Origin of the sequence: uncultured Thalassospira sp. (assembly GCF_963976115.1) — a bacterium.
In the GTDB taxonomy this organism is placed as follows: Bacteria; Pseudomonadota; Alphaproteobacteria; order Rhodospirillales; family Thalassospiraceae; genus Thalassospira.
Map to the genome: position 1 here is coordinate 397,550 of NZ_CAXBJJ010000002.1, position 25,401 is coordinate 422,950.

Consider the following 25,401-nt stretch of genomic DNA (forward strand, 5'->3'; position numbering starts at 1 on the left):
AAGAGGATGGCGGGTGAATTTCAGGGCGCGGTATTGCAGGCGGCCTGTTCCAGAACCCGGCGATCCAGAATTTTCAGATGCGGGCCCTTGGCAATTGCGCCAGCGGCCTCCAGCTTGCGCAGGGACCGGGAAAATGTTTCGGGTGTAACACCGATACGACTGGCGATCAGACGTTTTTCCGGATAAGCGGTAAGATTATCATCCGGTCGCTGTTCACTGCTACGATCTTCAAAATCAATCAGAAAAGATGCAATCCGCTGTAACGGTTTTGCATGACGAAGCTGATAAATTTCGCCCAACAGGAAACGTTCCCATTCAATCAGGCGAATAAGAACATCCGTTGCCACCCGCGGTGTACTGCGCAAAAGTGCAATACAGGCGTCGCGCGGGACGACGACAATTTCACATTCTTCCATCACTTCGCAATTTACCGGAAACGCCCGCCCGGCCAGCGAAATTGCCTCGGCAAAGGCACCAGGGAGGGTCAGGAAATGCATAACCGTTTCGTCACCCTGGGCCGAAATCTTGACCAGGCGCAATTGACCGGACAATAAAAAGTACAAATTGGCCGCAATATCACCTGCGCGAAACAAATGATCGCCCGCAGCGCGATGTTCGATCCGGCATTTACCTGCAAGTTCCCGAAAACGGTCATCGCCAAGGGCGGTAAATAACGGTGCCGTTGCAACAAGATCATATTCCGTTTCAGACAGCGGTCTTGAACGCATTTTCGTCTCCCTTGTTGCCTGCAAGCCCGCACCATTCCGACAACATTTCGGCATCGGCGATCCGGATAATATGCCCATTGGAATGCTGCGACACCCCGACATCGGCAAGTTTTTTCAAGGCCCGTGATATGGTTTCGCTGGTCATGCCCAGTTTGCGCGCCAAGGCCGATTTTTCAATGGTTAGCGGCGTTTCATATACACCGTCAATTGCCACGGCATCGGCCAGAAAATAAATCCCCAGGCGCTGGGCGGCTGAACGGCATTTCAATTCTTCGGCCTGTCGTAACATCTGACATAACCGTTCGGTGATTGCCGTCATGATGGTCAGGGCACGGTCAAAATGATCGGCCAAATAATTGGAAAAACCAGGCCCGTCAATGCGAATTGCGGTGGTCGCATCAAGAGTCCGAACCGAAACCTCGTAAAGTCCGCCCGGGACCAACGCACATTCACCAACCAGTTGCCCATTGCCCAGAAGATCGATCAGGCCATTTTTGCCATCACGATCTTCAAAAGACAGCTCAACATGGCCATTCACAATCAGATACAGGGCCTCAGCCGGTTGCCCCGACGCAATCATTGCAGTGCCGGCCTCAAGCCGGACCCACTGGCACAGACCGGCCAGGTCAAGGATATCTTGCGTCGGCCAACTGCGAAAATAAGGCGCTGCGCCAAGAACATCGGCGATACGCGCTATATTATTTGTCATGACATGGTCCGTGATGCGAAAACGACGACAAGCAATCTAAAATTAGTCTAACATCATTCGGGCACCGCAAACTTGTTCCATGTCAAATTGGCAAGACCTTGCCGCAGGTTTCAGGCATGATAATCGCCATATTATTTCGGCTGAGGGAATATAACGATCCCCCCTATTGGCCGATCAAAATGATTGCGCCCTGTGCCGAAACAACACCCATTACAATCACCGTTAAAAAGGCGACGAATAATCCTGCCCAGCTACCCTGGGCATTTCGCAACCCCAAATAAAACCGTAAAATCAGCCAGGCCTTGATACTTGCCACCAGCATGATAATGACGACAGGCAAAAAAAGCGGCAGCATATGCTGACCGGGTAAATGATCAAGGCTGGCCCCCAGGGCAATCATCGTGGCAACACTTGCCACCGCCCAGACCCACGTCGCCATCCGTACAGAAATGATTTTATGTGCCATCACCGCACCAGATAAATCACTGGAAAAACCAGTACCCAGATCAAATCAACCATATGCCAGAATGCCGTACCGGTTTCGAGATTGATCCGGCTGGGCCACAAAGCGACCACCCCCAAAATCCCCAATCCCAGCACGACATGCAGGGCGTGAAACCCCGTAATCAGAAAATAAAGGGTGAAAAATGTGCTGGTGTCGATCGTGAAGCCGGTATTAATTTTCGCCCCGTATTCAGCCAGCTTTACAATCAGAAAAACCAGCCCCAACACAGCCGTTAGCGCCAGCCATAACCGGCAATATGCAATTTTTCCCTGTTCGACCGCACGCAGGGCAAAAACCGCACTTAACCCGCTGGTCAGTAAAACAATTGTGTTTATCCCGCCGACCACAGGGCTTAAATGCAATTGGTCAGCGGCAAAACCACCCGGATCCGATATCCGCACCGCCGAAAAAACCAGCAAAAACGCCCCGAACACTACAAGTTCCGATAAAATCAGAACCCACATTAGCGGATGGCCCGGCAAAAATTCCAAACCGCCCCAATTGCCTGTATCTGCGTCTGTTTCCGGTTCGGGCGGTTGGGGGCTCTCCATATCGCGGGTCATTGCACAAGCTGCCGATAGATACGTGGCAGGGCGGCGGGCAGATTTTCAAGTGCACCAACAATGGCATGGCCCGCCGCCCCGAAAATATAAGGGAAATAATCCTGCGCCTGGTGATCGACCGTCACCCCAAACAAACCCAGCCCGGCACGTCGGCATTCCCGGACAGCCCGGCGGCTATCTTCAATCCCGTAGCGCCCTTCATAATGGTCAACATCGTTGGGTTTGCCGTCGGTAATCACCAGCAACAAACGGTTCTGATGCGGCCGATCCGCCAACAGCTTTCCCATATGGCGAACCGCCGTACCCAACCGGGTATAGTATCCTGGCCGCAATCCCTGAATACGTTTTTGACACCGGGGGGACCACTCCTCGGCAAATTCCTTGATGGCATTTATGCGCACCCAGTCGCGACGGCGCGAGGTAAAACTGAAAATACCAAATTCATCACCACAGGCATCCAGCCCGCTTGCCAGAACCGACAATGCCTGTTTTTCAACATCAAGCACCCTATGATCCTTAACCCAGGCGTCGGTGGATAATGACACATCAATTAATACCGCAACCGACAAATCACGCGCGCGACGCACATGATCCAGATAAACGCGGCTGTTTAATTCGCCCGTAGCATTCTGGTCGCACCGGGCCCGCACCAAAGCTTCCAGGTCCAGCTCCGCGCCTTCCAACTGGCCGCGCAAAATCTCGTTTCGGGGGCGAAATGCCTCGAACTGACGACGAACACGGCTGATTTGGCGGCGTTCAGTTTCATCGGGATACCACAGATTGGCATCATCCTGTACGTCACTGGCACCCTGCATGATAACTTTGCAATAATCCGGGCGATACGCCTGACGGCGATAATCCCATTCCGGGTAAACCCATTCCCCATTAATCCGCCCGTCTTCGGCCCCTGCTGGCGGCAAATCCAGATCAAAACGCAATCTGGTTGCTGTTTTACGCTTGCAGTCGGAAACTTCCATTTCCTCCAGTTCGTTCGCGGCCTTTTTGGCATCGTCAGGATCTTCATCGTCCATCGGACGGTTCACATTGACCATTTCAGCAATCGACAGAATTTTTTCGAACCGGTTAAGTGCCAGCGGATCATCGCGCCCGGCCTGGTCGTTCTTACGGCGGCGAGCACTTTTTTTCCGGTCCTGGTCGCCGTCGGCTGCTTCCATATCGTCTTCGTCATCATTATTGTGTTTTCGCACCGTCGTGCCGGTAAAAAACACATCACCCCATAACGGAACCGGCAAAAACGGTGCATATCGGCTTTGCAGGCGTTCCGCTGTTTTTGGCAGCATTCCGATATCGTCAAGTTCATTCAGCGGGCAGGTCACAAAATGCCATAAATCAGGTTTTACGCTTGTCCGGGCCGGGCGTAAAATCGCTAAAACGCATTCTTCAACCTGTTGTTCAACCTTTGGCAAAACCCGGGCAGGACGGACCTGCAAAAAGGCATCATATAACCGGTTACGCATTGCCAAAATGCCGGGAAACAAAATGCAAATCGCCTTATCGATATGCCAGACGCGACGCAACCGCAAAATATCCATCGCCAGCGCGTCCGATGTGGCCTGCACAGGAAGCGGATGACGTGCCGATGCGGCAAACCACGCCATCAACCAGATATAAAGATCGCGATTAAGCGCCTGTGCCGGAAATAACGACAGTTCCGGTGGCAGCTTCACGGCCATTTCCGTCATTTCGGCCATTGCGATCTGTTCGTCAACCAGGCCGATTTTCTGGCGCCAGTTCAGGCGATGGGCCGACACCCGTTTGTCGATCCGGGCAAATTCAAGTGCCGGATCACCGCCAAGAGCACGAAATATGACTGGTAAAAATCCACGCATTTCGGCAAATGTTACTGCGCAGGATTTATATTCGACATAGCTTTCCTGATTGCGAGAAGCCAGCCGGTGCCAGATCATGCCGATCTGTTCTTCAAATTCCAGAAAATCAAAGCTCATTTTCGCCTCCTAACCCCGGATAATGGCGATCGCTTCACGCAGCCCGGCCTTGATGTCGGCATCATCTGACAAGGGTTCGATAATGGCAGCGCCAACAGCAGTATCAAAATCAACCCCTGCCATCAGCAATGTTGCGCCATAAACCAACAGGCGTGTTGATGCGGCTTCTTCAAGATCAATGCCCGAAAGTTTGCGAATATTACCTGCAATGCGCACCAGCGTGGTGGCCCGGGCCCGGTCGATCCCGGTTTCGCGCATAATCACCACCGTTTCGCTTTCCGGGTCGGGGAAATCAAATTCCATTGCCAGAAAACGCTGCCGGGTGGAGGGTTTAAGCTGTTTTAACAGATTTTGATAACCGGGATTATACGATACCACCAGCATGAAACCGGGCGGGGCCTGCAACAGTTCGCCGGTGCGGTCCAGCGGCAAAATACGCCGGTCATCGGTCAGGGGATGCAATACCACGGTTACATCCTTGCGGGCCTCGACGACCTCATCAAGGTAACAAATACCGCCGGTGCGCACGGCGCGCGTTAACGGGCCATCCACCCACACGGTTTCGCCACCCTTGATTAAAAATCGCCCGGTCAAATCGGCGGCGGTCAAATCATCGTGGCAGGAAACGGTATAAAGTGGCACGCCCAACCGGGCTGCCATATGGCTGACAAACCGGGTTTTCCCGCACCCGGTCGGCCCTTTTAACAGCAAGGGAAGATGTTGCGCAAAAGCGGTTTCAAACAGGCGTTCTTCGTTGCCCGTTACATGATAAAACGGAATATCATCGGCAACAGGGCTGTCTTTAAGAATAACAGACATTTGCATTTATCCGACAAAGCAGGGGGGATCAAAAGACAATGGCCGGTTCCCCATGTTAACCGGCCATTGTCTGCGACGTGTCTATCACCAAGGGGAGCATGGACGGCGACACGTTGCCTTGTTTACGGTCATATGCCCGATTGGCGGACCGTACCTCGTGCCGGTTGCACGCGCGGCGCAACCACCAGCGACCAGATAATCAGGGTGACACCGATCAAAACCATCACCCCGGCCCCCAGCCGCATCCAGTAGAACAACTGAATCTGGTCCTGTACTTCCATATAGGCCATGCCCAGAACCCGCTGCAAATGCACCTGGACGATCCCGGCGAAAGTCAGGGTAAAGGTCATGAAGGCCATGGCACTGGTCGTAATCCAGAAACCCCACATGTTAAGCTGCTGGTTATAGGGTGCCCGGCCCCGCAAATACGGCATGGCATAGGTAAAGATTGCCAGGTTAAGCATTACATAGGCCCCGTAAAAGGCCAGATGCCCGTGTGCTGCTGTAATCTGGGTGCCGTGGCTGTAATAATTGATCGAAGATATGGTGTGCATAAAACCCCACACCCCGGCCCCGAAAAAGGCCATTACCGAACATCCCAGTGCCCACAGCAAGGCCGCCTTGTTGGGATGATCCCGGCCCCCTTTCCACACCATGTAAAAACAAAACACAACCATGGCGAAAAACGGCACAATTTCCAGGGTGGAAAATACATTGCCAATCCATTGCCAGTAACCGGGTGTTCCGATCCACAGGTAATGATGGCCGGTGCCAAGAATGCCGGTAAACAGGCTAAGCGACACAATGACATAAAGCCATTTTTCGATCACTTCCCGGTCCACCCCGGTCATCTTGATCATCAGAAAGGCCAGAATGGACGCCATGATCAGTTCCCAAACGCCTTCGACCCACAGATGGATAACGTACCACCAGTACATTTTATCGACGGCCAGGTTGCCCGGATTGTAAAAGGCAAACAGAAACAGCAAGGCGACAAACCAAAGCCCGACAATCAAAACATTCGAGATGGCCGTTTTACGCCCCTTAAGCAAGGTAAGGGTTGAATTATACAGAAAGATCAGGGCAACGACGACAATAAGAACCTTGATCACCAATGGCTGTTCAAGAAACTCGCGTCCCTCATGAATGCCCAGAAGATAAGAGACGACGGCCGCAACTGCCGCAGCCATGAACAACCAGAACTGTATAATCGCCAGTTTCGGGCTATAAATTTCCGTTTCGCATTCTTCGGGCAGCAAATAATAAGCCGCCCCGAAAAACCCCATCAGCAACCACACGACCAGGGCATTGGTATGGATCATGCGGATAACGTTAAAAGGCAACAATTCCGACAGGAAGTTTGGAAAGACATAAACCGTGCCCGCAACAACACCGAACAGAATCTGAGCTGCGAACAATGTCAGGGCACCATATATGTAATATAGTGCCACCTTTTGGGATTGATATTTCATTGTGACCTCGTTTCGATCAGCATCGTGTTATCCCGCCTCGTTTGGCGGCCAGCCCTGGGTGTTGATTTCGCTTGTCCATTTCAGAAAATCGACAAGTTCATCCAGTTCCTGATCCGACAGGTTGAATTGTGGCATCTGGCGTCGGCCTTCGATGCCGCTGGGCTGGGATTGCATCCAGGCTTTTAACGAGTCACGCGCGCCTTCCGGGTCTTCTTTGCCGCCATACCGCACCCAGACATTGCCAAGTTCAGGGGCGTAATAGGCCCCTTCCCCCAAAATCGTATGGCAATTGATGCAGGCATTGCGTTCCCAGATATGCTTGCCCGCGACAACAGACGACGTCAGTTCATCCTCATTGGTGGATGTTGTGACGATGTAATTGTGACTTTGCAGGGTCAGCCCGAGAAAGATGACCAGAAAGAAGATCGTCCCGCCGTAGAAAATATTCCGCGCGGCGGATTTTGTCAGACGTTCCGACATGTGAACGAACCTCACTCCGATTGAAATTTCGATAACCGCTCTGTCCCCAAAACGGTATCGGGCGATCATTTATCGAATGAAGTTTCGTCACCTTGACAATGGTCAAATGACCAAATGCTCTGCGCCCCGGATGGCAAACGCGGATATCGAACCTGCGAGATTGAATATGACTTCCCGGCCATGATCCGCATTCTGGGCCAGAAGACGTAAACCGGCAAAATTTTGCCGGTTGCATGGGATCAATTCGACATTCAGACCCGCATCGTCAGAATGAAAGGGTATGACGCCTCAAACCCGAACAGGGCAATCACGCGGCTGGTTTATATGGATTGACCACCGAGGCTGGTTCCCCCGCAAACGAACAGCACCTGACCCGTGATAAAACCGGCTTTGTCATCGAGAAAAAAAACAGCGGCATTGGCAATATCATCTGCCGTGCCAATACGCTTGACAGGCACACCACTGGCAATTTTTTCCTGTAATGCGCCATCCTTTGGGACAATGCCCCAGAAATTTTCGGTCAGAACCGGACCTGGTGCAATGACATTTACCGTAATTCCCCTGGAAGCAAGTTCCAGTGCCCAGGTTCGTGCCATGCCATGCACACCGGCCTTCGTCGCCGAATAGGCCGATCTGGTAGGCATGCCCATTGACGCACGGGAGGAAATAAACACAATTCGTCCCCAACCACGCTCTTCCATACCGGATAACACGGCCTGGGTCAGAACCATTGGCGCGGCCAAATGCAATTGGGCCAATGTCAAAATATCTTCCGGAACAGCATCAGACAGCAGATTGGGAAGAATCATGCCTGCATTATGCACCAGTGCATCAATCTGGTGGGTGGCGGCAATCTTTGCTGCAACCTGTCCCGTGCTGGCACTATCTGTCAGGTCAGCAGTATACCCAAACAGATTTTCATGTTTTGCCCGGGGCAGTTCCAGGCCAAGAGACACAACCTTTTCACCACGGGACAGCAGCAACCCGGCAATTGCAGCCCCGATGCCCGAATTGCCACCGGTGATCAGGGTCGTCTTCATGCGTCTTCTCCGTCAACCAGTGCGATAACACGCAAAGGACTGCCCGAACCGCCCTCGATTTTAAGCGGACAGGCAACAATCATCGCACCAAAGGTGGGCAATTTATCCAAATTGGTCAGACATTGCAGGCCGAACCGGTTATTGCCATGCAAAATTGAATGTGCAGGCAATGGCGGATTGAAATGAAACGCCTGACCGGCATCGGTGCCCACGGTTTCAACGGCAAGACCAACACAGTCGCGCTCATGAACCATGAATTCCACTGCACCCGCATCCGGCCCCGGAGAGTGCGCCCCGTCTTCCTGAAGGTTCAGATATTCTGGTGTTCCAACGCGCTTGTGCCAGTCTGTGCGTAAAGCAATCCAGTGCCGCAGGGGAATGGGACCATTCTTCTTTTCCCAGTTTTCCAGGAAGTCCCGTGTTACCACAAAATCGGCATCTGCCGCAGATTCTGTTGAGATATCAATGACCACGACGGGAGCGACAAAGTTTTGGGCCGGAATGGCATCCACGGTATTTGACGGCAAATCCTTACCTGTTACCCAATGGGCAGGCGCATCGAAATGCGTGCCTGTATGTTCGTTCATCGAGATATTGTTCCAGTACCACGCCGGACCATTCTCATTGTAACGTGACACTTCCTCCATCCTGAACGTCATACATTGTCCAAATTCGGGAGGTAAGACGATGACCGGAAATTCCGGGCTAAGCGTGTTGGTGAGATCAATGACGCGAACTTGGCCCGAAGTCAGTGCGCTGGCCAGGCGCGAAAGCAATTGTTGGTTCATTGGTTTTCCTCCCGAATTGTCAATAACGGGTCGGACTGCCAGCGGGACAAAACATCCCTGGCAATATCTCCCGCACAGATGGTTTCCTGTCCCTTAACCAGTGTTTCAATCACGGCTTTGGCAATTTGTTCTGGTGCCGTTTTTGGCAGCGGCACATTTTGATGCCATTCATCGTCAACCGGCCCGGTCAGAACGGTCATAACCCGGATCCCCGCTTTGGCAATTTCACCGCGCAGACTGGCAATCAACGACAAACGTGCTGCCGCACTTGCTGCGGACCCGGCATAGCCGGTTTTGCCCGTCAGCCCATGCACTGAAACAATATCGACAAAAGCAACCGCTGAATTAACCCCGTCATCCGACCGCCCGGACATTGCAGGCGCAAAAGCCTGAGCCAAGCGCATCAGGCCCATAACCTCAATATCCAACCCTGTTTGAAGGTCGGTCAGTTTACCGCCAAAGCCCACTCCGCCCTGCCGGGCGAAGGCTGCTGTATTAACGATAATATCGATCCTGCCACCCATTTGTGCTGCCAGTTCCTGACAACTGCGTGTATGGACAAGGTTCAAAGCAACTGGTTCAATACCGTCAATTGCTTCGATATGATCCTGTCCTGGATAGCGCATCAACGGTTCGGCATTGCCCAAAAACACCGTTTGCGCCCCACTTTTCAAAAGTGCCTCTGCCACGACCTGACCAATCGGGCTGCGCCCATCGGTTACAAGAACCCGGCGAAATTTGGGATCAGCAGAAAATTCGCGCAATTGCGCATCATCGGCCATGTTCGGGGTTTCCTTTTCTGGCAGGGCGAACAGTGCGGGAGCACCACCCCGATCAAGTCGCAGTTCCATCCGCACGCGATCGCCCTGTTTTACGTCGCCATGCAAATGCACAATAGCCATCGGACCGGCATCGAGCCGAACAGAACCAATCCGCCAGGGCAAATGTTCGCGAAAAAACAGGTCAATCGTTGCCCGCACCGTTGTTTCGGCCATAACAACAGCGCCCCGGGCTTGATCCTTCCAGCTCAATTCACCCCAACAACGGGGGCAACAATCCCGTGGGGGATAAGTTACGCCAGCGCACCTGTCGCAAACCTGAAGCACAAACCTTCCCTGACCCGCCCGTACCGCCATCGCCCTGGCGGCATGGCTGCGCAATTCTGGCGGTACGTGTCCGGCGCGGGTCCTGACCAGAGGGTCCTTGCGTTTGGGAGGGGTCAATGGCGCGGTCATAACAACACCTCCTGCTCCAGTATGGCAGCACCAGTGCACACACCCCGGTCATAATTCACCAGGCCAAATCCCGAAACCAAAGCCCGCCTTGCATGGGGCACCTGTTCCCCCAATGGACAATGCAAGACTTGTCGCAAACCTTCCGTTACGTTCTGAAATCCACCGGCAGCGCCAGCCTGCCCTGCAGAAAGCTGCCCACCATTGGTATTCAAGGGCAAAGACCCTGTCAGGGTGAAATCATTTTGCGCGATAAAGTCCGGCAAGGCTGGTTTGTCGCAAAACCCCAAATCGGCCAGTTGCATGGCAACGATCACCGGATAATCATCATAGGCCTGCAACATATCGATGTTCTGCGGTCCACAACCGGCAGCCTGCCACAGATCGTCAATATCGCGTGCCCACCCCCCACGGGTCTGAACCGCATCTTCTGCAAAGGCATTGTGACGTTCTATTGTCGCGGCAAGACGCGCGGTGGACAGACCCATTTGCCCGGCTTTTTCCGGTGTCGTGACGATAAAGGCCTCGGCACCGGCGCAGGGCATCACACAATCAAAAAGATGTACAGGATCTGCAATCGCCCGGGCCTGCATATACTGATCATATGTCAGCGGCTTTTTCATCAGGGCACAGGGATTGGACAACGCATTTGTTCTTTGCGCAATACAGAGTTTGGCAAAGTCTGCGCGGGTCAGGCCATATTGCCGCATGAAGTTATCGGTAATCAGGGCAAATGTGGCATTGGGTCCGCCAAAACCATAAGGATAGGTCGCATCCTGCGAAAATCGGGAAAACCCGACAAGCGTTTGCCGGAAACTGTCTATCTGATTGGTATCGGCGGCAACACAGGCAACAATTTCCGCATCTCCGGCCTGAACCGCGCGTGCCGCCCGGCGCAACGCCATAACACCACTTGCCCCACCTGTCGGAATGTGATCCATCCATCTCGGACTAAGCCCCAAATGCTGGACCATCCCCACAACAGTGTCCGGAACGGCGGAAAAACTTGCAAAACAGAACCCGTCAATATCATCTGGTCCCAACCGGGTTTTCCCTGCCAGTTCTGCCAGGGCCGCACCCGCCCACCAATGTGCTGTTTTGTCGGAATAGCGCATATAGGGAACCGTTACGGGCGCGCAGATAACCACACCATCATATGGTTTTTGTTTTGCCATCAGACTCTGCGTCCCTTCAGATGACGGGTATCAATAAAGCCACCTGCATCAAAGGTTGCTGTCATAAGATCCTTTAACTGGCCGCGCAAAATCTTCTGGGTCGATGTCAAAGGCAGTTTGTCGGTAAACGCAATCCAGCCTGGCACTTTGTAATAGGCCATCTGGTCCAAGGCCCAGGAGACGATCTCCTCTGCCTTGGCAGCATCCCCTTTGACACCATCAAGAATCATGAACACCGCAACCTCGTCCCCCCGAACCTCGTCCGGTGCGGCAACGGCGGCAGAAATTTTAATTTCGGGATGCCGGTTGAGAATGGATTCTACCTCTACCGCAGCTATGTTTTCCCCTGAACGGCGGATCACGTTTTTTTTGCGATCCACAAAATGCAGCGATCCGTCCTGATCCTGCAGGACAATATCGCCGGTATGCAACCAGCCGCCCTGCCAAATCTCATCTGTGGCTTGCTGATTTTTCAGATAACCCGAAAAGAACCCATATCGCGGGTTATCCCCCGCCCGGCGCACCAGCAATTCGCCTGGCATACCAAAATCAACATCCTTGCCTGCATCATCAATGATCCGCACGGCGACATTATCGCAAGGCCGCCCAAAACAGGAGGTCCCAACCTTGCGCGGTTCCTCATACGCGCAGATAACGCCGCCAGAACCGCTTTCCGTGCATGCCCAGGCTTCAATCAGGGGAAAACCGTAACGTTCTTCAAAAACGGCATGTAGTTTTTTATCAACCCCTGCGCCAAACCCAAACCGCACATTATGGTTAATATCGTCTGGCGGCGGTTCCATTCCCATCAGCATCGACGGCATGACCCCCAGATAATGTACGACAGTCGCACCGCTTTTGCGTACAGAGTCCCACCAGCTACGCGGATGGAAGCGATCCAGCATGATGATACATCCGCCCACAGTGATCATGGCGGGCACGGAAACGGCCATCGCATTCATGTGAAATACCGGAAGTGGTGTCAGCATCCGTTCACAATCGCGGCGTAAACTGATGTAGCCCCCGGTTTGGGCATACCAGTCCCCGGAATGAAGATAATATTCATTGCTGAGAATGCAGCCTTTTGGGCGGCCGGTCGTCCCTGATGTATAAAGCAACGCACACTCGGTCGCTGTGTTGGGGACATAATCTTGAAGGGCGGGGGTCAAAGCTGGGCAAAGGGTACTTTCGGGTGTCAATACGGGAACCGGCAGCCCGGCATTGGCGATGGCGGCCTTCATTTCCGCCTGCCTCTCCGGCAGCACGATGGCCAAAATCATTTCCGAATGTTCGGCCAGATATTCCAACTCTGCCAGGCGCAAATCGGGGTTAATGGGTACGACCGAAGCCCCCAGTGCATTCAAAGCCAGCCAGATTTCAAGAAAAACCGGGCGGTTTTGCAGCAACAGGCCAACCCGGTGCCCGGCGCCATAACCCGCATCGGCAAAACGTTTCCGCCAGTCTTCAACCCTTCTTTTCATTTCAGCATAGGAAATATCACCCGCGGGAATGCCATAAATACCGGCTGTTTCCTCAAGAACATGCAAAAACGGAGCATCACCCCGTCTTTCAGCCGTCTCCACAAAGCGGGAATAAACAGATTTCGTTGTCATGCCTGCCTCAAATAAAGAGCTGAATGTTGCTGAAGGGGGCGTCAAAATTAATCAGATCAATGCGTTTGAGCCTGATTTTTAATGCGCCGTCTGTTTCAATCAGTTCATGACCGATCCAGCCTGAATACCGGTCCAGAAGATCACCCCGTGTTTCGGTATACAGGAATGAGGTGCGCACCTTATACACACCGTCCTGTTCCCCCATCGAGATAACCCTGGGACGTTCAAGAAGATGGTGACAACGGCTTTTGGGTTTCTGACTAAATGTCCGCTCGCCCGCCAGACGTTCCACGCGAACGGTTAACAACAACCGGTCTTCGTACATGAGTGACGGTTGAAGGATTGGATCTTCCTGTTGCCATTCCAACGGCATCCAGTAGCGGCCATCCTCCGCAAACAGGGCCAGCCAGTTTTCCCATTCCATCTGGTCAAGTGTGTGGGCTTCGTCATAGACAAAATCCACAAGATCTTCGCGCTTCATCCTGCCGTCCCCGCTTTTGTATCCATGTTCTGGATCATGAATTTTTTCCAGGCATAAAACTGGTTACGCATCTGGCGTTCCGACGTCCCGTTGACGACATCGGTGGCTTCTTCAGGTTCATTCTCATCCCACAAACGATGCAGATTGACCCATTTGTTACCATCCGATTGCAGGCCTTCCTGCGCGCGCTCGTACATCTCAAGATCATCATGTCCGACGATTGACGTAGGGGCGTTAATAAACCGGTTATACATCAACCCGCGCTCATAGAGCTTGTCCGGCGCGCCCTTGAGCTTGAATACCCAGCTTTCAACCAGGGTTTTGTTCACGCCCAGCGGAATGAAATGGCGCAGAATTGCCACCGGTCCCTTGACCATAATGTTTGGAAAATAAATCGTATTGTGGCGAACATCGCCCAGGATCTCATGGGCACGTTTTTCCCCATAGGCTTCGACCATCATTTGCAGATAGCCGTCTACATCCTCGTAATCCTGATGGATGGAACCCGAAACACCGGAATGACCATGCCCATTGGGCCAGACACGGATGCCCGCCCCCTCATAGAATTCATACGGACTCATGAACGGAGCATAAAGTTGAACCGCCATCGGGGGTTCCATATCGGGATTTGCCGCCTTTGCGCGCTCCCACACATTAACCGCAGTCCCCGCCGAGCTTTCATGTGCAACCATCGGGTGGCAGGTATCGGTCTGATTGTCGACCAGCATCTTCCAGTTGCAACTGTGCATATACCGGATAGGCTGGCTGACAATCTCCAATTCCCCTTGCGGGGACCGGTCCGCCATGTTGTCGATTGTGGAAAGAGCGTCGCCAAAATAGTCTTCAAAGCTGAGGCCTTCGTCAGCAAGGCGCACAAAAATCAGACCCCGATATATTCTGACATTCCTGATCCTTGGCAGCCCCTTTGAGGCCTGGTCCGCATCAAAGCCGGTCCCTTCATAGCCTTTCTTCAAGGGGATGGCCAAAAGCGATCCATCGGTTTTGAAAGACCACGCATGATAGGGACAGCGAAAAAATTTGCCGGTATTTCCGCACGGTTCGGATGATATTTTAACGCCTTTGTGCGGGCAGCGATTATGCAATACGTAAATCTGACCATCGCGATGACGCGAAGCGAGGATCGGCTGATTTCCAATTTTCGAGGTAATGAAATCGCCGGTGTTTCTCAACTGGCTTTCATGACCGATATAAACCCATGAATTCGGAAATAACTGCTCCATTTCCAATTCAAAAATTTCCGGGTCCACATAAACATCCCGATGTACGGCATAGCCCTTGATCAAATCGGTAATGGCCTGGGGATTTCCGCGATAACGATCCATGACTTCCTCCTCTATAATCAGATTTCGATGACCAGTTTTGCGGTTTTGGAACGCGAAACGCAGATCTGCATGACGTTGTTTTCGGCCTTTTCGGCATCGGTCAGGATGACATCCCGATGATCGGGAATTCCTTCGATCACAGTGCATTGGCAAATGCCGCAATCCCCACGCTGACAATCGTAAAGGGGGTCCAGGCCTGCCTTTTCCAGGGCTTCAATGATTGTCATGTCCGCAGGAACGTGAACAATCTGGCCGGTACCATGAATTTCCACATCAAATGCGGTGTTCTCCGATAGGGCCACATCGGCGGAGAACAACTCGTAATGAACCCGTTCGCTAGGCCAGCCCAATTCCGATGCCGTCGCCCTGATGGCCGCAATCATGCCCGCAGGCCCACAGAAATAGACATGTGCCCCGTCAGGAGCATCCCTAAGGATTTTGCCCACATTCATCGCACTGGGCTGGTCGTCATAATGCAGGCTTAACCGAGGGCCACAGATTTCCTGAATTTCAGGGACAAAGGCGAGCATCCCTTCGGCGCGCCCTGCATAATGAACCTCGAATGCGCGACCTGATCGGGCAAGTTCGGCTGCCATTGACAGGATAGGCGTGATTCCTATTCCCCCGGCGATCAAAACAGATGGCTCGGCATGATTGCCCAGTTCAAAATGGTTGACCGGGTTAGAGAGTTGCACTTTATCGCCGGGTTTGAGGGCGTGCATGAATTTTGATCCGCCCTTGCTTTCCCTTTCGCGCAACACCCCAAGGGCGATATGCCCGGCTGGAAGGCCCGGAAGCCGCAAAAGCGAATAGGCGCGACTGCTGCCATCTGTCAGAGTTACCCGTATATGCGCACCTGCCGACCACGCGATCGGCACCGGTGCCGTGGGTTTCATCACGATCCGCTTGATATCCCGGGTTTCACTGAAGGTGGTAACAACCTCGTATCCGATGGACGGCATTCTGATCTCTCGAGCTTATTATATGCGAATACATAAGTTCATATATAAAATATCTGCTGTCAAGTGTTTCCAATTCAGCAAAGCCGGTTGACTCTCAGTTTATTTTACATATGAATATATTCATTCACATGTTTTTGTGACTCTGTTCCCCCGAAGAAAACAATCAAAATCGCCTGCTCCCGTCAGAGAGGAAAATCATGAATAAGTTCTCACTTCTTGTATCTGCTGCCTTGTTCACGCTGGCAGCCCAACCAGCCTTTGCGGAATACCCTGAACAACCGGTGGAATTTGTAGTGCCGTTTCCCCCTGGCGATCTTGAGGATATTCTGACCCGCATGATCGCCGATAAGTTCCAGGCAACCTATGGCGTGCCCGCTGCTGTCGTGAATAAGCCTGGTGGCGGGGGCGGCCCCTTCCCGGGCGCGGTCGCCGTCGCCAATGCACCAGCTGACGGCTATACAATCGGTTCGTTTGTCCTTGATATCCCGCTTGTTGGACCGACAATCGGCATCCCTGCCCTGGCTAACGATCCGTTTGAACCGCTGGGTATTTTTGTAACCTATCCCTTCATTCTGGCAACTTTGGCTGATGCGCCCTACAAAAACATGGACGCGTTGGCAGCCTACGCACAGAACCACAAACTGGTCGTCGGCCATTTCGGTGCAGGTGCGACCCCCACCGAAATCACACTGGCAACCCAATCGGCATTTGGTTTTAAATGGGGCGGCCAGGCGGCATTTGACGCACTGGACTGCAATACCCTTGCGTCCGGTGACGCCGATGTCATCAACACGACCTTACAGCTTGTGAAACCCTGCCTTGATAAAATTACGCCTTTGGCCGCGGTTACTGAAAAGCGTATCCCCTCATTGCCAGATGTCCCCACGCTTGGTGAGCTTAAACCCGCGCTGAAACTTGGCACCTGGACCGGTTTGTTTGTCCGACGCGAAACGCCCCAGGAAGCTCGTGACAAGATCATCGCTGTTGCCGAAGAAGTCATGAAAAGTGACGCGGCAAAGAAATTATCCGAGCAAACCGGAGCGCTGATTTATTGGAAAAATCCAGAAGAATCCGCCGCCCAAATCACCAATGATCGCGCGACTCTCAAAGTCATTGCTGAAATGAACAACAACTAACTTTCCAGTGATAAATTGGTCATCACACAAAATCCCCTTCTGCCGCAAGAAGCTGGCAGAAGGGGAAATAAAACTCATCAGATCGTTGGCAAACAGCTTCATAGCGGCGGTTCTGATACAAACACCCAAAAGAACAAAACTTCCGGCGCACCAACCGGACTTTCCGTTCGTCTACCCAAAACCCGCTATTTCCCAAATACATGCGCGCACATTGCGCATATCCGTGTCACCGCACCGGAAGCAGGATATTTGGATTTCAGGCCAATCAGATAAACGAGGCATAAAAGTAATGCCGTTGCCAAAGTAAAAACCCTGGCAACGGCATCGTATTTTTTTGTCACGTAATCACAAAACAACAGCTCAGAATCCTTCGGGCGCAACGACGGATTGCCCTGATGGATCTTCACCATTTTGCTTTTTTAGCTGGCGCTGTTTATGCTCGAAACGAAGTGCGCGGATATGCTGAACAATCACAAATAGAATAATCAGCATGAGAATAGCCGAGATTGGACGATCAACAAAGTCAATGGGACTGCTGACACGGGCCATTGCACTGCGCAGTTTGACCTCCATGATCCCACCAAGAACAACACCCAGAATGATTGGCACAATCGGCAGGTTCAATCGCTTCAGGATCAGACCAAAAACGCCGAACCCTGCGGAAATTGCGCAATCGACAGGTGAATTGCGCAAGGAATAGACCCCGACAAAACTGAGTGTCAGGATCACGAAACCAAGATACCGGGTCGGGATCTGGGTAATACGCAAAAGCAGGTTTGTCGAAAACAGCAAGAAGACAATGACAATCAGATTCAGCAACAACATCGCTATATACAGGGCAATGACGAAATCCATTTTGCCCTGAAACAATTGCGGTCCCGGAATCACATTATGCACATAGAACACTGAAAGCATCATGGCTGTCAGCGCTTCGCCCGGAATACCAAGTGCAAGCAGGGGAATCATTGCCGCAGGTGGAACCGCGTTATTTGCGGCTTCGGATGCGACAAGCCCTTCGGGCGAACCCTTGCCAAAAGCCTCGGGATGTTTCGAGGTTTTTTGCGCATATGTATAAGACAGAAACTGGGCGGTAAATTCCCCTACCCCGGGAATGCTGCCCATCATAACGCCAAAACTGCTCGCAACAAATGCAACGCGCTTTAGCCCCAGCAATTCGGCAAACCCGCCCAGCATGTTGCTTTGAACGCGCTCTGCATGTGGTGTTTGGTCTTTTTCAAGCATCAGGAAAAGCGCCTGGCTGATGGCGAAAAGCCCCAGCACAAGAACAATCAAATCCACGCCCCCTGTCAGCCAGGTTTGACCGAACGTAAAACGCTGGGTGTATTTTGCCGGTTCCAGTCCAATCGTGTTGAGAAAAATGCCGAAAAACGCCATCATCCCGGCGGCCATGATCTGACCGCGATGTGCCAGGATCACCAGAATGATGCCTAACAGTGCTGCCAGAAATATCTCGCGACTGCCAAAATGAGGGGCAACCATTGCCAGGACAGGTGCGAGAATGATCAGGCAAACAATGGCAAATACGCCGCCAAAGAAACTGGCGGAATACGCCAGAGACAAGGCCCTTTGTGCCTCGCCGCGTTTGGTCATCGGATAACCGTCATAGGTTGTCAGTGCATTTACCGGCGTACCAGGCGTATTTAACAGAATGGCCGGGATGGCACCGCCATACATCGAACTGCCGTAAATGCCCAGCAACATGGTCAGCCCGACAATAGGTTCAAAACCGAATGTCGCGGGCAAAAGAATGGCAATGGCAACAGCCGCGCCCACACCCGGGATAGCCCCAATAATCACCCCGCCAATGGATCCAACCAGCAGGGCCATCAGCACCTGCCAGTTCATCAATATGTGAAATCCTCCTAGAAAAGCATCAATCATCGGGTTCTCACAGGTTAATCATTGCAAAAGATCGGATCCAGTCGGGCAGATATTCATAAATCTGCCCGGCCGGGATTTTGACTTCCAGACCGGCCCGAAAGATCAAAACAACTGCAACCGCAAATAACGCAGAGATTCCAAAGACCTGAAACCGGCGATACCCAAGCCGAAAGGTCAGGAACAACACAAACAGCAGCGTAGACAAAAGATAGCCAATGGTCGGCACGACATTGACGTAAACCAGAAAGTACGCAACGTATTCCAGAGACCGCACCCAGAACGTAAATTCTTTCAAACGTCCATAGATCCTTGGAGACGACAGGGAACCAATGAGGTGCAATACGGCAAACACACTCATGCCAATCAGGGATACCGTTGGCCAGAAGGCGGGCTCGGCCACCAGGGCGGTGTTTTTAACCCATTTCACCTGATCGTCCAGATTTGCCAGAAGAAAAACGCAGAACAGCAGAAACATACAGGCAAATACAAGGTCGCCCGGTCGCCGGTCTCTTCTGAACAATTCCTGGAATGTTTTTAAACGTACATTAAGTTTATCCATTTTGCCTCACATCATGTTGGGGAGGTACAGAACGATTCCGGAGAACCAAAGCAAAAGGATCAGCCGCAGAATATCTGCCACCCAGAAGGGGGTTACGCCTTTGAAGATTGTTGCCGTAGAGACATCATTGACGACGCCTTTGAGGACGAACACGTTCAAACCGACCGGAGGAGTAATCAGGCTGATTTCGGTGACAACAACCACGATAATGCCAAACCAGACCGGATCGAAACCAAGCGACGTTACCAGTGGGAAGAAGATGGGAACGGTCAAAAGCAGCATCGACAGGCTTTCAAAAACACATCCCAGCACAATGTAGATCAAGACGATCACGATCATCACGGTTGGCGGTGTAACGCCGATATCCAAAACAAATGTACGTAATGCCTCGGGCAAACCGGCCAGGTTGACAAAATTCGAAAACATCCAGGCACCGATCAGCACAGTAAACAGTCCGGCTGACGTCACTGCTGTTTCCGTCAGTGTTTCAGTGATGGAACGCAGATTCAGTTGCCCCCGGGCCAGTGCGATCAGAAATGCGCCAGAAGCCCCCATTCCCGCCGCTTCGGTCGGCGAAAAGGTCAGGTTTAGGGGATAGAAATCGAACGCACCGTAAAGGCCGCCAATGACAAGAAAGAAAAGCGCAAGAACCACCCAGATATCGCGCACGGCCCGCAAACGTTCCAGCCATGTACTCTGTTCACCTGCTGGCCCGGCATCCGGATCGCGGCGAACAACATACTGAACCGCGATCAGATAAAAAATCACCCCCAGAACACCGGGAATAATTCCGGCTACAAACAATTTGCCGATACTGGTTTCCGTCATCAGGCCATAAATCACCAAAATGACACTGGGCGGAATAAGAATGCCCAATGTTCCACCTGCGGCAATCGAGGCTGTAGACAACCGGTCTGCATATCCCAGTCGCCGCATCTCGGGCATGGCGACTTTTGACATGGTTGCCGCCGTTGCCAGTGACGAACCGCAAATGGCGGAAAACCCGGCACAAGCCGCGATGGTGGTCATTGCCAAACCACCGCGCATATGCCCCAAAAAGACATAAGCCGCACGATAAAGCTCGCGGGAAAGGCCGCCCTTGTTCACGAACATGCCCATCAGAATGAACAGCGGCACCACCGACAGTCCATAATCTTGTGCCGTGTCGATAATGAGCCGACCGGTTAACGACAGCGAAGCATTGATGTTGGTCAGGTAGGCTGTTCCGAAAAAACCGACCAGTCCCATAGAAAAGGCAATCGGGATACGCAAAAAGGCCAGGGCCAGAACCGTAAGAAACCCCAGAATCGAAATCAGCATGATAATTCCTCTCTCGGGTGCCGGCCAGTTTGGAACCGAAGCAGGATACGCAGGGCATAAATGAAACAGCAGACGACAAGCGCAAAAGACACGAAATAGATGAGATAATATTGCGGCCAGCCAAGTATTTCCGTGACCTCGTTATATCCCTTGCTTCGGGTTCCCAATGTCCAGATGCGGACTGCCGGATAGGCCAACGCAACAAGGCAGATCAGATCTACAAGCGTGTTACGAATATAGGCTGCACGGCGTCCAAACCACCCATCCAGAAGATCGACGACGATATGACTGTCTTTCAATATTGTCATTGGAAGGGCTGCAAACACGATTACGGCCATCAGCATTTCCGTTACTTCCGCCGAGAAACCGAGAGGCGCAGAAAATACACTTCGGGAAATGACATCGACAAAAGTCACAAGCATCAGAAGCATGAGGGCCAGACCTGCAATGCGCGCAGGCCCAAATGCAAGCCGATCTGACAACACCGTCAGCATGGATTTTCCAGACTTCGTGACCATGACTTATTGTCCCGCTTTCAGGGTTTCAAATTCGCCACGGAAATAGTCATATGCTGCTCTGCCATCGATTCCGGTATCAGAAATATCGCTGATGACCTGGTTGATAATTTTCTCGGCTTTTTTGTGCCAAACAGCCTGGTCAGCTTCCGACGCCATAATCAGCGTATTGTCGCCCGCATTATTCAAGGCCGCCAAACCCGCCGCATCAAAATCATCCCAGAATGCACCGCTAATGCGCGAAAGCTCTTCACCAAACAATTTATCCAGCGCGGCTTGATCCTGTTGACTGAGGCGATCAAAGGAATCCTGATTCATGACCGTTGCCATTGATGTGCGATAAAAACCGGACGGCATGTCAAAGCTATGCGGTGCCACTTCGGTAAGGCGGAAACCGCGCTTGGATTCCATTGGCATCATGACACCATCAGCAGCATGCGACGCCAGGGTCTCGTAAACACGGGGTGCCGGGACATTAATAGCGGACGCGCCAAGGGCATCGCCGACCATTCCAGCAACACCACCGCCAATGCGCAGTTTCATGCCAGCAATCTGGTCAAGACGTTCCACTTTGGTGGCGGAATGCAGCAATCCGGAGCCATGCGCATAAACGGCCAGAACCTTAAGACCGCGATGTTCATTGGCTTTGCGGAAAAATTTCTCGAATGTTCGCCAATAGGCGACCGCAAAGGCCTCCGAACTGCCCCCAAATCCGGGAAGCTCCGCCATTGAGGCAGAAGGAAACCTGCCGGGCGTGTAATTATGTGTAATCCACGTAATATCCGCTATTCCGTCAGCGACAATATCGGCCTGGGCGGCTGGCGGTGCCAAATTGTATTTCATTTCGGCAGTGACCCGACCATCGGTCGCTTCTTCAATGCGCCGGATGAGATCCGGAAACATCCGGGAATTAACCCCATGCGTCGGCGGTGCCCAGGTGGAAATGGTCAGCGTAACGTCTTGAGCCTGCGCTGGCACCGATATCAACGTGATAATTGAAACCGCGGCTACCGTTTTAAAAAACCTTACAAACATCGGAAACACTCCCTTTTCGTTGGTTGCTTATATTTCAATGCAACTTTCATGATGAGGTCGGCGGAAATCCTAGTGTCGCGGGGCGCCCGGAACGCAGTATGACCCTGGCGGCAGGCGCTCTTCGGAATCAGCGCGATAGGATGGCGCATGAGGTTTGAATACTCCCGTTGCTTTGGGAGTATTCGGACGCTGCATCGCACAGCGCCCAAATCGTCGTCAGGCGTATTGGCCAGACAAAAGAGTGCCGCAACCGGGAACGCGGGCCTCAAGTCCCAGTTTTTTCAGCATCTGGTGAGTTGTGGCAACTGCCGCAGACAGGACCGGAATGCCACATTCGTCTTCAACCTTTTGAATTGCCGCAAGCGAAGGCATCTGGACACAGGCAGACAGGACAAGTGCATCAATATTCTTCAGATTAACCTGCTTGTATATTGTCGTCAGATTCAAAGGGTCCTGTGCCGCAACTTCAAGGTTATCGGGAATTTCCAGTGCGATACTATCGGAGACTGCGATACCTTCAGCCTCGATATATTCTGCCACCAGATTGGTCAGCGGACGCATATATGGCGTCACAATAGAAATCCGTCTGGCCCCCATCAGATGCAGGCTATCCACCAATGCCCCGGCGGAACTGACAACCGGAGCCGCATGGCCATTCTCTACAGTCACCTGATGAAGACGCTTCTGGCTTTCGCGATGATACCCTTTGCCCATCGACATAATTGCCACCAGACAGGCATAACCCATGACATCCACCGATGCGTCAGAGAGTTCACGGGCACAGCGGTCACTGTCGCGATCCATTGCGGCAAGTTCTTCCTTTGTCACCTTCTTCATCCGCATGCGTGAAGAATGGAAAGAAAACCTTTCGGGCAGAATCCTTTCGCGCGCCCGCAGCATGGCCGGGATTTCCCGTTCCATCGTCAGGTTTGATGATGGAACGATCTGACCGATCTTGATGGTCTTGTGCATATTGTTCAGGATCTTGGTCATGTCACTGCCCGATTTTAACGACCGGATTGCGCAAAACGCCGATACCCTCGACACCACATTCAATCACATCACCGGGCCACATCCATTCCTGCGGGTCCCGACCGGCACCAACACCAGCAGGGGTGCCTGTGGCGATGATGTCGCCGGGTTCCAATGTGATGCCCGACGAAATATCGGCGATGAGCGTCGGAATATCGAACAGCAGATGTTTGGTGTTTGATCGTTGTTTTTCTTCACCATTTTTGGTCAGCCACAGCACAAGATTATGTGGATCGGCAATTTCATCCGCCGTGACAATCGCCGGACCAAAAGGACAATAACTGTCCTGGCCTTTGGAAAATATCCATTGCCCGGCACGACGATTATCACGCGCCGATACGTCATTGATTACTGAATAACCAAAAACATGGCTCATCGCGTCTTCCTTGTTAATCCGCGTGGCACGTTTACCAATAATCACGGCAAGTTCGACTTCCCAATCCAATTGCCGGGTCATTGCCGCATTATGCTGGATTGGCTCGCCATTGGCGATAACAGCCGTCGGGGGTTTGGAAAACACAACCGGCTTTTGCGGCAAGTCCCTGGATGTATCGAGTGATTTTGCAGATTCAGCCACATGCTCCACATAGTTCAGTCCGATGCCAAAGATATTCTTGCGCGGGCGCGGAATAGGTGCCAACAAGCGCGCATTCTCTTCGTGAATGGCAATGCCCGCAGGGCGCGTCTCGGCAATTTCCCTCATCGCACGCCCAATTGCGGCCTGCGCATCAGGGCCAAGATCAATCAGGTCAAGCATCGATGATGGCAACGCAGCACCAACCGCATGACCCAATTTTTCAACATCAATAATCATGTTGTCCCGGACAACACCAAGACGGCCTTCTCCAGCCGCGGAATCACGGTAGGTAACCAGTTTCATGTTTTCTTTCCTGTTCGCTTTTATTCGGCGACGATTTGGTGACCGTTGTTATCTGTAAGGGCCTGCTCCGCCCAGAAACCGAGCTTTTCCATCGTTGGAAAATCGTTGAACGAAAACAGGCAAGTGTCTTCCCGATCCTGCTTGTTGCAGTGTTCGTGGAACGTCCAGGCGGGGACACAAAAGATGTCGTTTTTCTTCCAGTCAAACCGCTTGCCACCAATGATGGAATAACCTTCGCCCTTGGCGACATGGTAGATGACGTTCCCGGTGTGACGATGCGCTTTGGTATGTTCGCTCGGACGCAACATCTGAATATGCGCCCCCATCGTCAGCATGGGGTTGTCACCCGATTGCGGGTTCACATAGCGCATCATCACACCGTCACAGGCGGAGCCATCGGTGACCCTGGCGTAATTCTGAAGCGCCTCGTAAGTTGGCTCCCACGCGAATTTCATAAGGGGGGAATATGGCTTGTCCCATTTATCCATTTCCGGGCGTAAGCCCGCCCCGCCCCAACTGAGAGGGCGATCGTTCAGCGGAATATTCGTTGTCTGATAATCATTGGGATGGACTTCGTAAAAATTTGCCTCAAGACAATTGGTCAAGGGAATGTCCAAGCCGTCCTGCCACATCGCTGTCTCGCCGTCTTCGGCAACGCCATGTTCGTGCCAGGTGCCATTGGGCGTGATAACAAAGTCGTTGCCGCCCAATTCCATCTTGTGGCCATCCACAATCGTGTAGGCGCCCTTGCCTTCCATAATGAAGCGCAGGGCCGAGGCGGCATGGCGGTGGGCACCAGCCTTTTCACCCGGTTTCATCACCTGAATACCCGAGAACAACCAGCCACAGGCCGCACTGACATCTTTGCGTTTGGGATTACGCAGATACACAACCCGACGCCCTGCATCTTCCGGGCGCACCAGATCGATTGACCGCAGCACCTGTTCGCGCAAATCCGAATGACGCCACAAAACAGGTGCTGATTTTGGTGTGGGCTCCCATGGTTCGATGGTATTCGCAACGGTCCAAAGGGCCCCGGTCTCAAATTTTGCCAGATCGTCGTAATAGGCTTGTAGCTCGGCATTATCGCGTACACGCGCCCGGCCTAGAATGTCGTCCTTGGATTTAATCTCAGTCTGTGCCAT

25 protein-coding genes are annotated in these 25,401 nt (G+C 52.5%); 1 reads left to right on the forward strand and 24 read right to left on the reverse strand.

Annotated features, from left to right (window positions below):
• Window positions 1-20: 20 nt before the first annotated feature.
• From AAC086_RS03675 to AAC086_RS03750, 16 genes are all read right to left on the reverse strand, one after another.
• Window positions 21-728 carry a Crp/Fnr family transcriptional regulator gene (locus tag AAC086_RS03675; RefSeq protein WP_339775421.1) on the reverse strand — a complete coding sequence of 236 codons (708 nt, stop codon included), beginning with the start codon at window positions 726-728 and terminating at the stop codon, window positions 21-23.
• Window positions 706-1,437, reverse strand: a complete 732-nt coding sequence (locus tag AAC086_RS03680; RefSeq protein WP_339775423.1) for a Crp/Fnr family transcriptional regulator — start codon at window positions 1,435-1,437, stop codon at window positions 706-708. Before AAC086_RS03680 ends, AAC086_RS03675 begins: the two co-directional genes overlap by 23 nt.
• A 163-nt stretch (window positions 1,438-1,600) precedes the next feature.
• Window positions 1,601-1,903: a cytochrome C oxidase subunit IV family protein gene (locus AAC086_RS03685; RefSeq protein ID WP_339775425.1), complete on the reverse strand. Its 303-nt coding sequence runs from the start codon at window positions 1,901-1,903 to the stop codon at window positions 1,601-1,603.
• Window positions 1,903-2,505, reverse strand: coding sequence for a cytochrome c oxidase subunit 3 family protein (locus tag AAC086_RS03690; RefSeq protein WP_339775427.1), 603 nt, complete (start codon window positions 2,503-2,505; stop codon window positions 1,903-1,905). The genes AAC086_RS03685 and AAC086_RS03690 overlap by 1 nt, the downstream gene beginning before the upstream one ends.
• Window positions 2,502-4,472: a VWA domain-containing protein gene (locus AAC086_RS03695; protein WP_339775430.1), complete on the reverse strand. Its 1,971-nt coding sequence runs from the start codon at window positions 4,470-4,472 to the stop codon at window positions 2,502-2,504. The genes AAC086_RS03690 and AAC086_RS03695 overlap by 4 nt, the downstream gene beginning before the upstream one ends.
• A 9-nt stretch (window positions 4,473-4,481) precedes the next feature.
• Window positions 4,482-5,291, reverse strand: coding sequence for a CbbQ/NirQ/NorQ/GpvN family protein (locus tag AAC086_RS03700; protein WP_339775433.1), 810 nt, complete (start codon window positions 5,289-5,291; stop codon window positions 4,482-4,484).
• A gap of 128 nt (window positions 5,292-5,419) precedes the next feature.
• A complete protein-coding gene (locus AAC086_RS03705) occupies window positions 5,420-6,763 on the reverse strand; it encodes a cbb3-type cytochrome c oxidase subunit I (protein WP_339775434.1) in 1,344 nt (447 codons plus the stop codon).
• Between the two features lie 27 nt (window positions 6,764-6,790).
• A complete protein-coding gene (locus AAC086_RS03710) occupies window positions 6,791-7,243 on the reverse strand; it encodes a cytochrome c (RefSeq protein WP_339775436.1) in 453 nt (150 codons plus the stop codon).
• A 320-nt stretch (window positions 7,244-7,563) separates the two neighbouring features.
• Window positions 7,564-8,283 carry an SDR family oxidoreductase gene (locus tag AAC086_RS03715; RefSeq protein WP_339775439.1) on the reverse strand — a complete coding sequence of 240 codons (720 nt, stop codon included), beginning with the start codon at window positions 8,281-8,283 and terminating at the stop codon, window positions 7,564-7,566.
• Window positions 8,280-9,071 (reverse strand): cyclase family protein, encoded by a 792-nt coding sequence (locus AAC086_RS03720; protein ID WP_339775442.1) that lies wholly within the window; start codon window positions 9,069-9,071, stop codon window positions 8,280-8,282. Before AAC086_RS03720 ends, AAC086_RS03715 begins: the two co-directional genes overlap by 4 nt.
• Entirely contained in the window at window positions 9,068-10,306 is a 1,239-nt protein-coding gene (locus AAC086_RS03725; RefSeq protein WP_339775444.1) for an SDR family NAD(P)-dependent oxidoreductase, read from the reverse strand. The genes AAC086_RS03720 and AAC086_RS03725 overlap by 4 nt, the downstream gene beginning before the upstream one ends.
• On the reverse strand, window positions 10,303-11,478 hold the full coding sequence (locus AAC086_RS03730; RefSeq protein ID WP_339775446.1) for a thiolase family protein: 1,176 nt from the start codon (window positions 11,476-11,478) through the stop codon (window positions 10,303-10,305). Before AAC086_RS03730 ends, AAC086_RS03725 begins: the two co-directional genes overlap by 4 nt.
• Window positions 11,478-13,091: an AMP-binding protein gene (locus AAC086_RS03735; RefSeq protein ID WP_339775449.1), complete on the reverse strand. Its 1,614-nt coding sequence runs from the start codon at window positions 13,089-13,091 to the stop codon at window positions 11,478-11,480. Before AAC086_RS03735 ends, AAC086_RS03730 begins: the two co-directional genes overlap by 1 nt.
• Window positions 13,092-13,098: 7 nt before the next feature.
• Window positions 13,099-13,572 carry an aromatic-ring-hydroxylating dioxygenase subunit beta gene (locus AAC086_RS03740; protein ID WP_339775452.1) on the reverse strand — a complete coding sequence of 158 codons (474 nt, stop codon included), beginning with the start codon at window positions 13,570-13,572 and terminating at the stop codon, window positions 13,099-13,101.
• Complete coding sequence (locus AAC086_RS03745) at window positions 13,569-14,915, reverse strand: aromatic ring-hydroxylating dioxygenase subunit alpha (protein ID WP_339775455.1); 1,347 nt, start codon at window positions 14,913-14,915, stop codon at window positions 13,569-13,571. The genes AAC086_RS03740 and AAC086_RS03745 overlap by 4 nt, the downstream gene beginning before the upstream one ends.
• Before the next feature lie 17 nt (window positions 14,916-14,932).
• On the reverse strand, window positions 14,933-15,877 hold the full coding sequence (locus AAC086_RS03750; protein ID WP_339775458.1) for a PDR/VanB family oxidoreductase: 945 nt from the start codon (window positions 15,875-15,877) through the stop codon (window positions 14,933-14,935).
• Window positions 15,878-16,074: 197 nt separating this feature from the next.
• Between AAC086_RS03750 and AAC086_RS03755 the strand changes: the two genes are divergently transcribed.
• Window positions 16,075-17,013, forward strand: coding sequence for a tripartite tricarboxylate transporter substrate binding protein (locus AAC086_RS03755; protein ID WP_339775461.1), 939 nt, complete (start codon window positions 16,075-16,077; stop codon window positions 17,011-17,013).
• A 360-nt stretch (window positions 17,014-17,373) separates the two neighbouring features.
• On the opposite strand, the gene AAC086_RS03760 is transcribed toward AAC086_RS03755, so the two are convergent.
• From AAC086_RS03760 to AAC086_RS03795, 8 genes are all read right to left on the reverse strand, one after another.
• Window positions 17,374-18,879 carry a tripartite tricarboxylate transporter permease gene (locus tag AAC086_RS03760; RefSeq protein WP_339775509.1) on the reverse strand — a complete coding sequence of 502 codons (1,506 nt, stop codon included), beginning with the start codon at window positions 18,877-18,879 and terminating at the stop codon, window positions 17,374-17,376.
• 43 nt (window positions 18,880-18,922) lie between these two features.
• Window positions 18,923-19,474 carry a tripartite tricarboxylate transporter TctB family protein gene (locus AAC086_RS03765; protein WP_339775462.1) on the reverse strand — a complete coding sequence of 184 codons (552 nt, stop codon included), beginning with the start codon at window positions 19,472-19,474 and terminating at the stop codon, window positions 18,923-18,925.
• Window positions 19,475-19,480: 6 nt separating this feature from the next.
• On the reverse strand, window positions 19,481-20,794 hold the full coding sequence (locus AAC086_RS03770) for a TRAP transporter large permease (protein WP_339775463.1): 1,314 nt from the start codon (window positions 20,792-20,794) through the stop codon (window positions 19,481-19,483).
• On the reverse strand, window positions 20,788-21,312 hold the full coding sequence (locus AAC086_RS03775) for a TRAP transporter small permease (RefSeq protein WP_339775466.1): 525 nt from the start codon (window positions 21,310-21,312) through the stop codon (window positions 20,788-20,790). Before AAC086_RS03775 ends, AAC086_RS03770 begins: the two co-directional genes overlap by 7 nt.
• A 3-nt stretch (window positions 21,313-21,315) precedes the next feature.
• Entirely contained in the window at window positions 21,316-22,344 is a 1,029-nt protein-coding gene (locus AAC086_RS03780) for a TRAP transporter substrate-binding protein (RefSeq protein WP_339775469.1), read from the reverse strand.
• Window positions 22,345-22,560: 216 nt separating this feature from the next.
• Window positions 22,561-23,337: an Asp/Glu racemase gene (locus tag AAC086_RS03785; protein WP_339775472.1), complete on the reverse strand. Its 777-nt coding sequence runs from the start codon at window positions 23,335-23,337 to the stop codon at window positions 22,561-22,563.
• 1 nt (window position 23,338) lies between these two features.
• On the reverse strand, window positions 23,339-24,256 hold the full coding sequence (locus AAC086_RS03790) for a fumarylacetoacetate hydrolase family protein (protein ID WP_339775475.1): 918 nt from the start codon (window positions 24,254-24,256) through the stop codon (window positions 23,339-23,341).
• Window positions 24,257-24,276: 20 nt separating this feature from the next.
• Complete coding sequence (locus AAC086_RS03795) at window positions 24,277-25,401, reverse strand: cupin domain-containing protein (RefSeq protein ID WP_339775477.1); 1,125 nt, start codon at window positions 25,399-25,401, stop codon at window positions 24,277-24,279.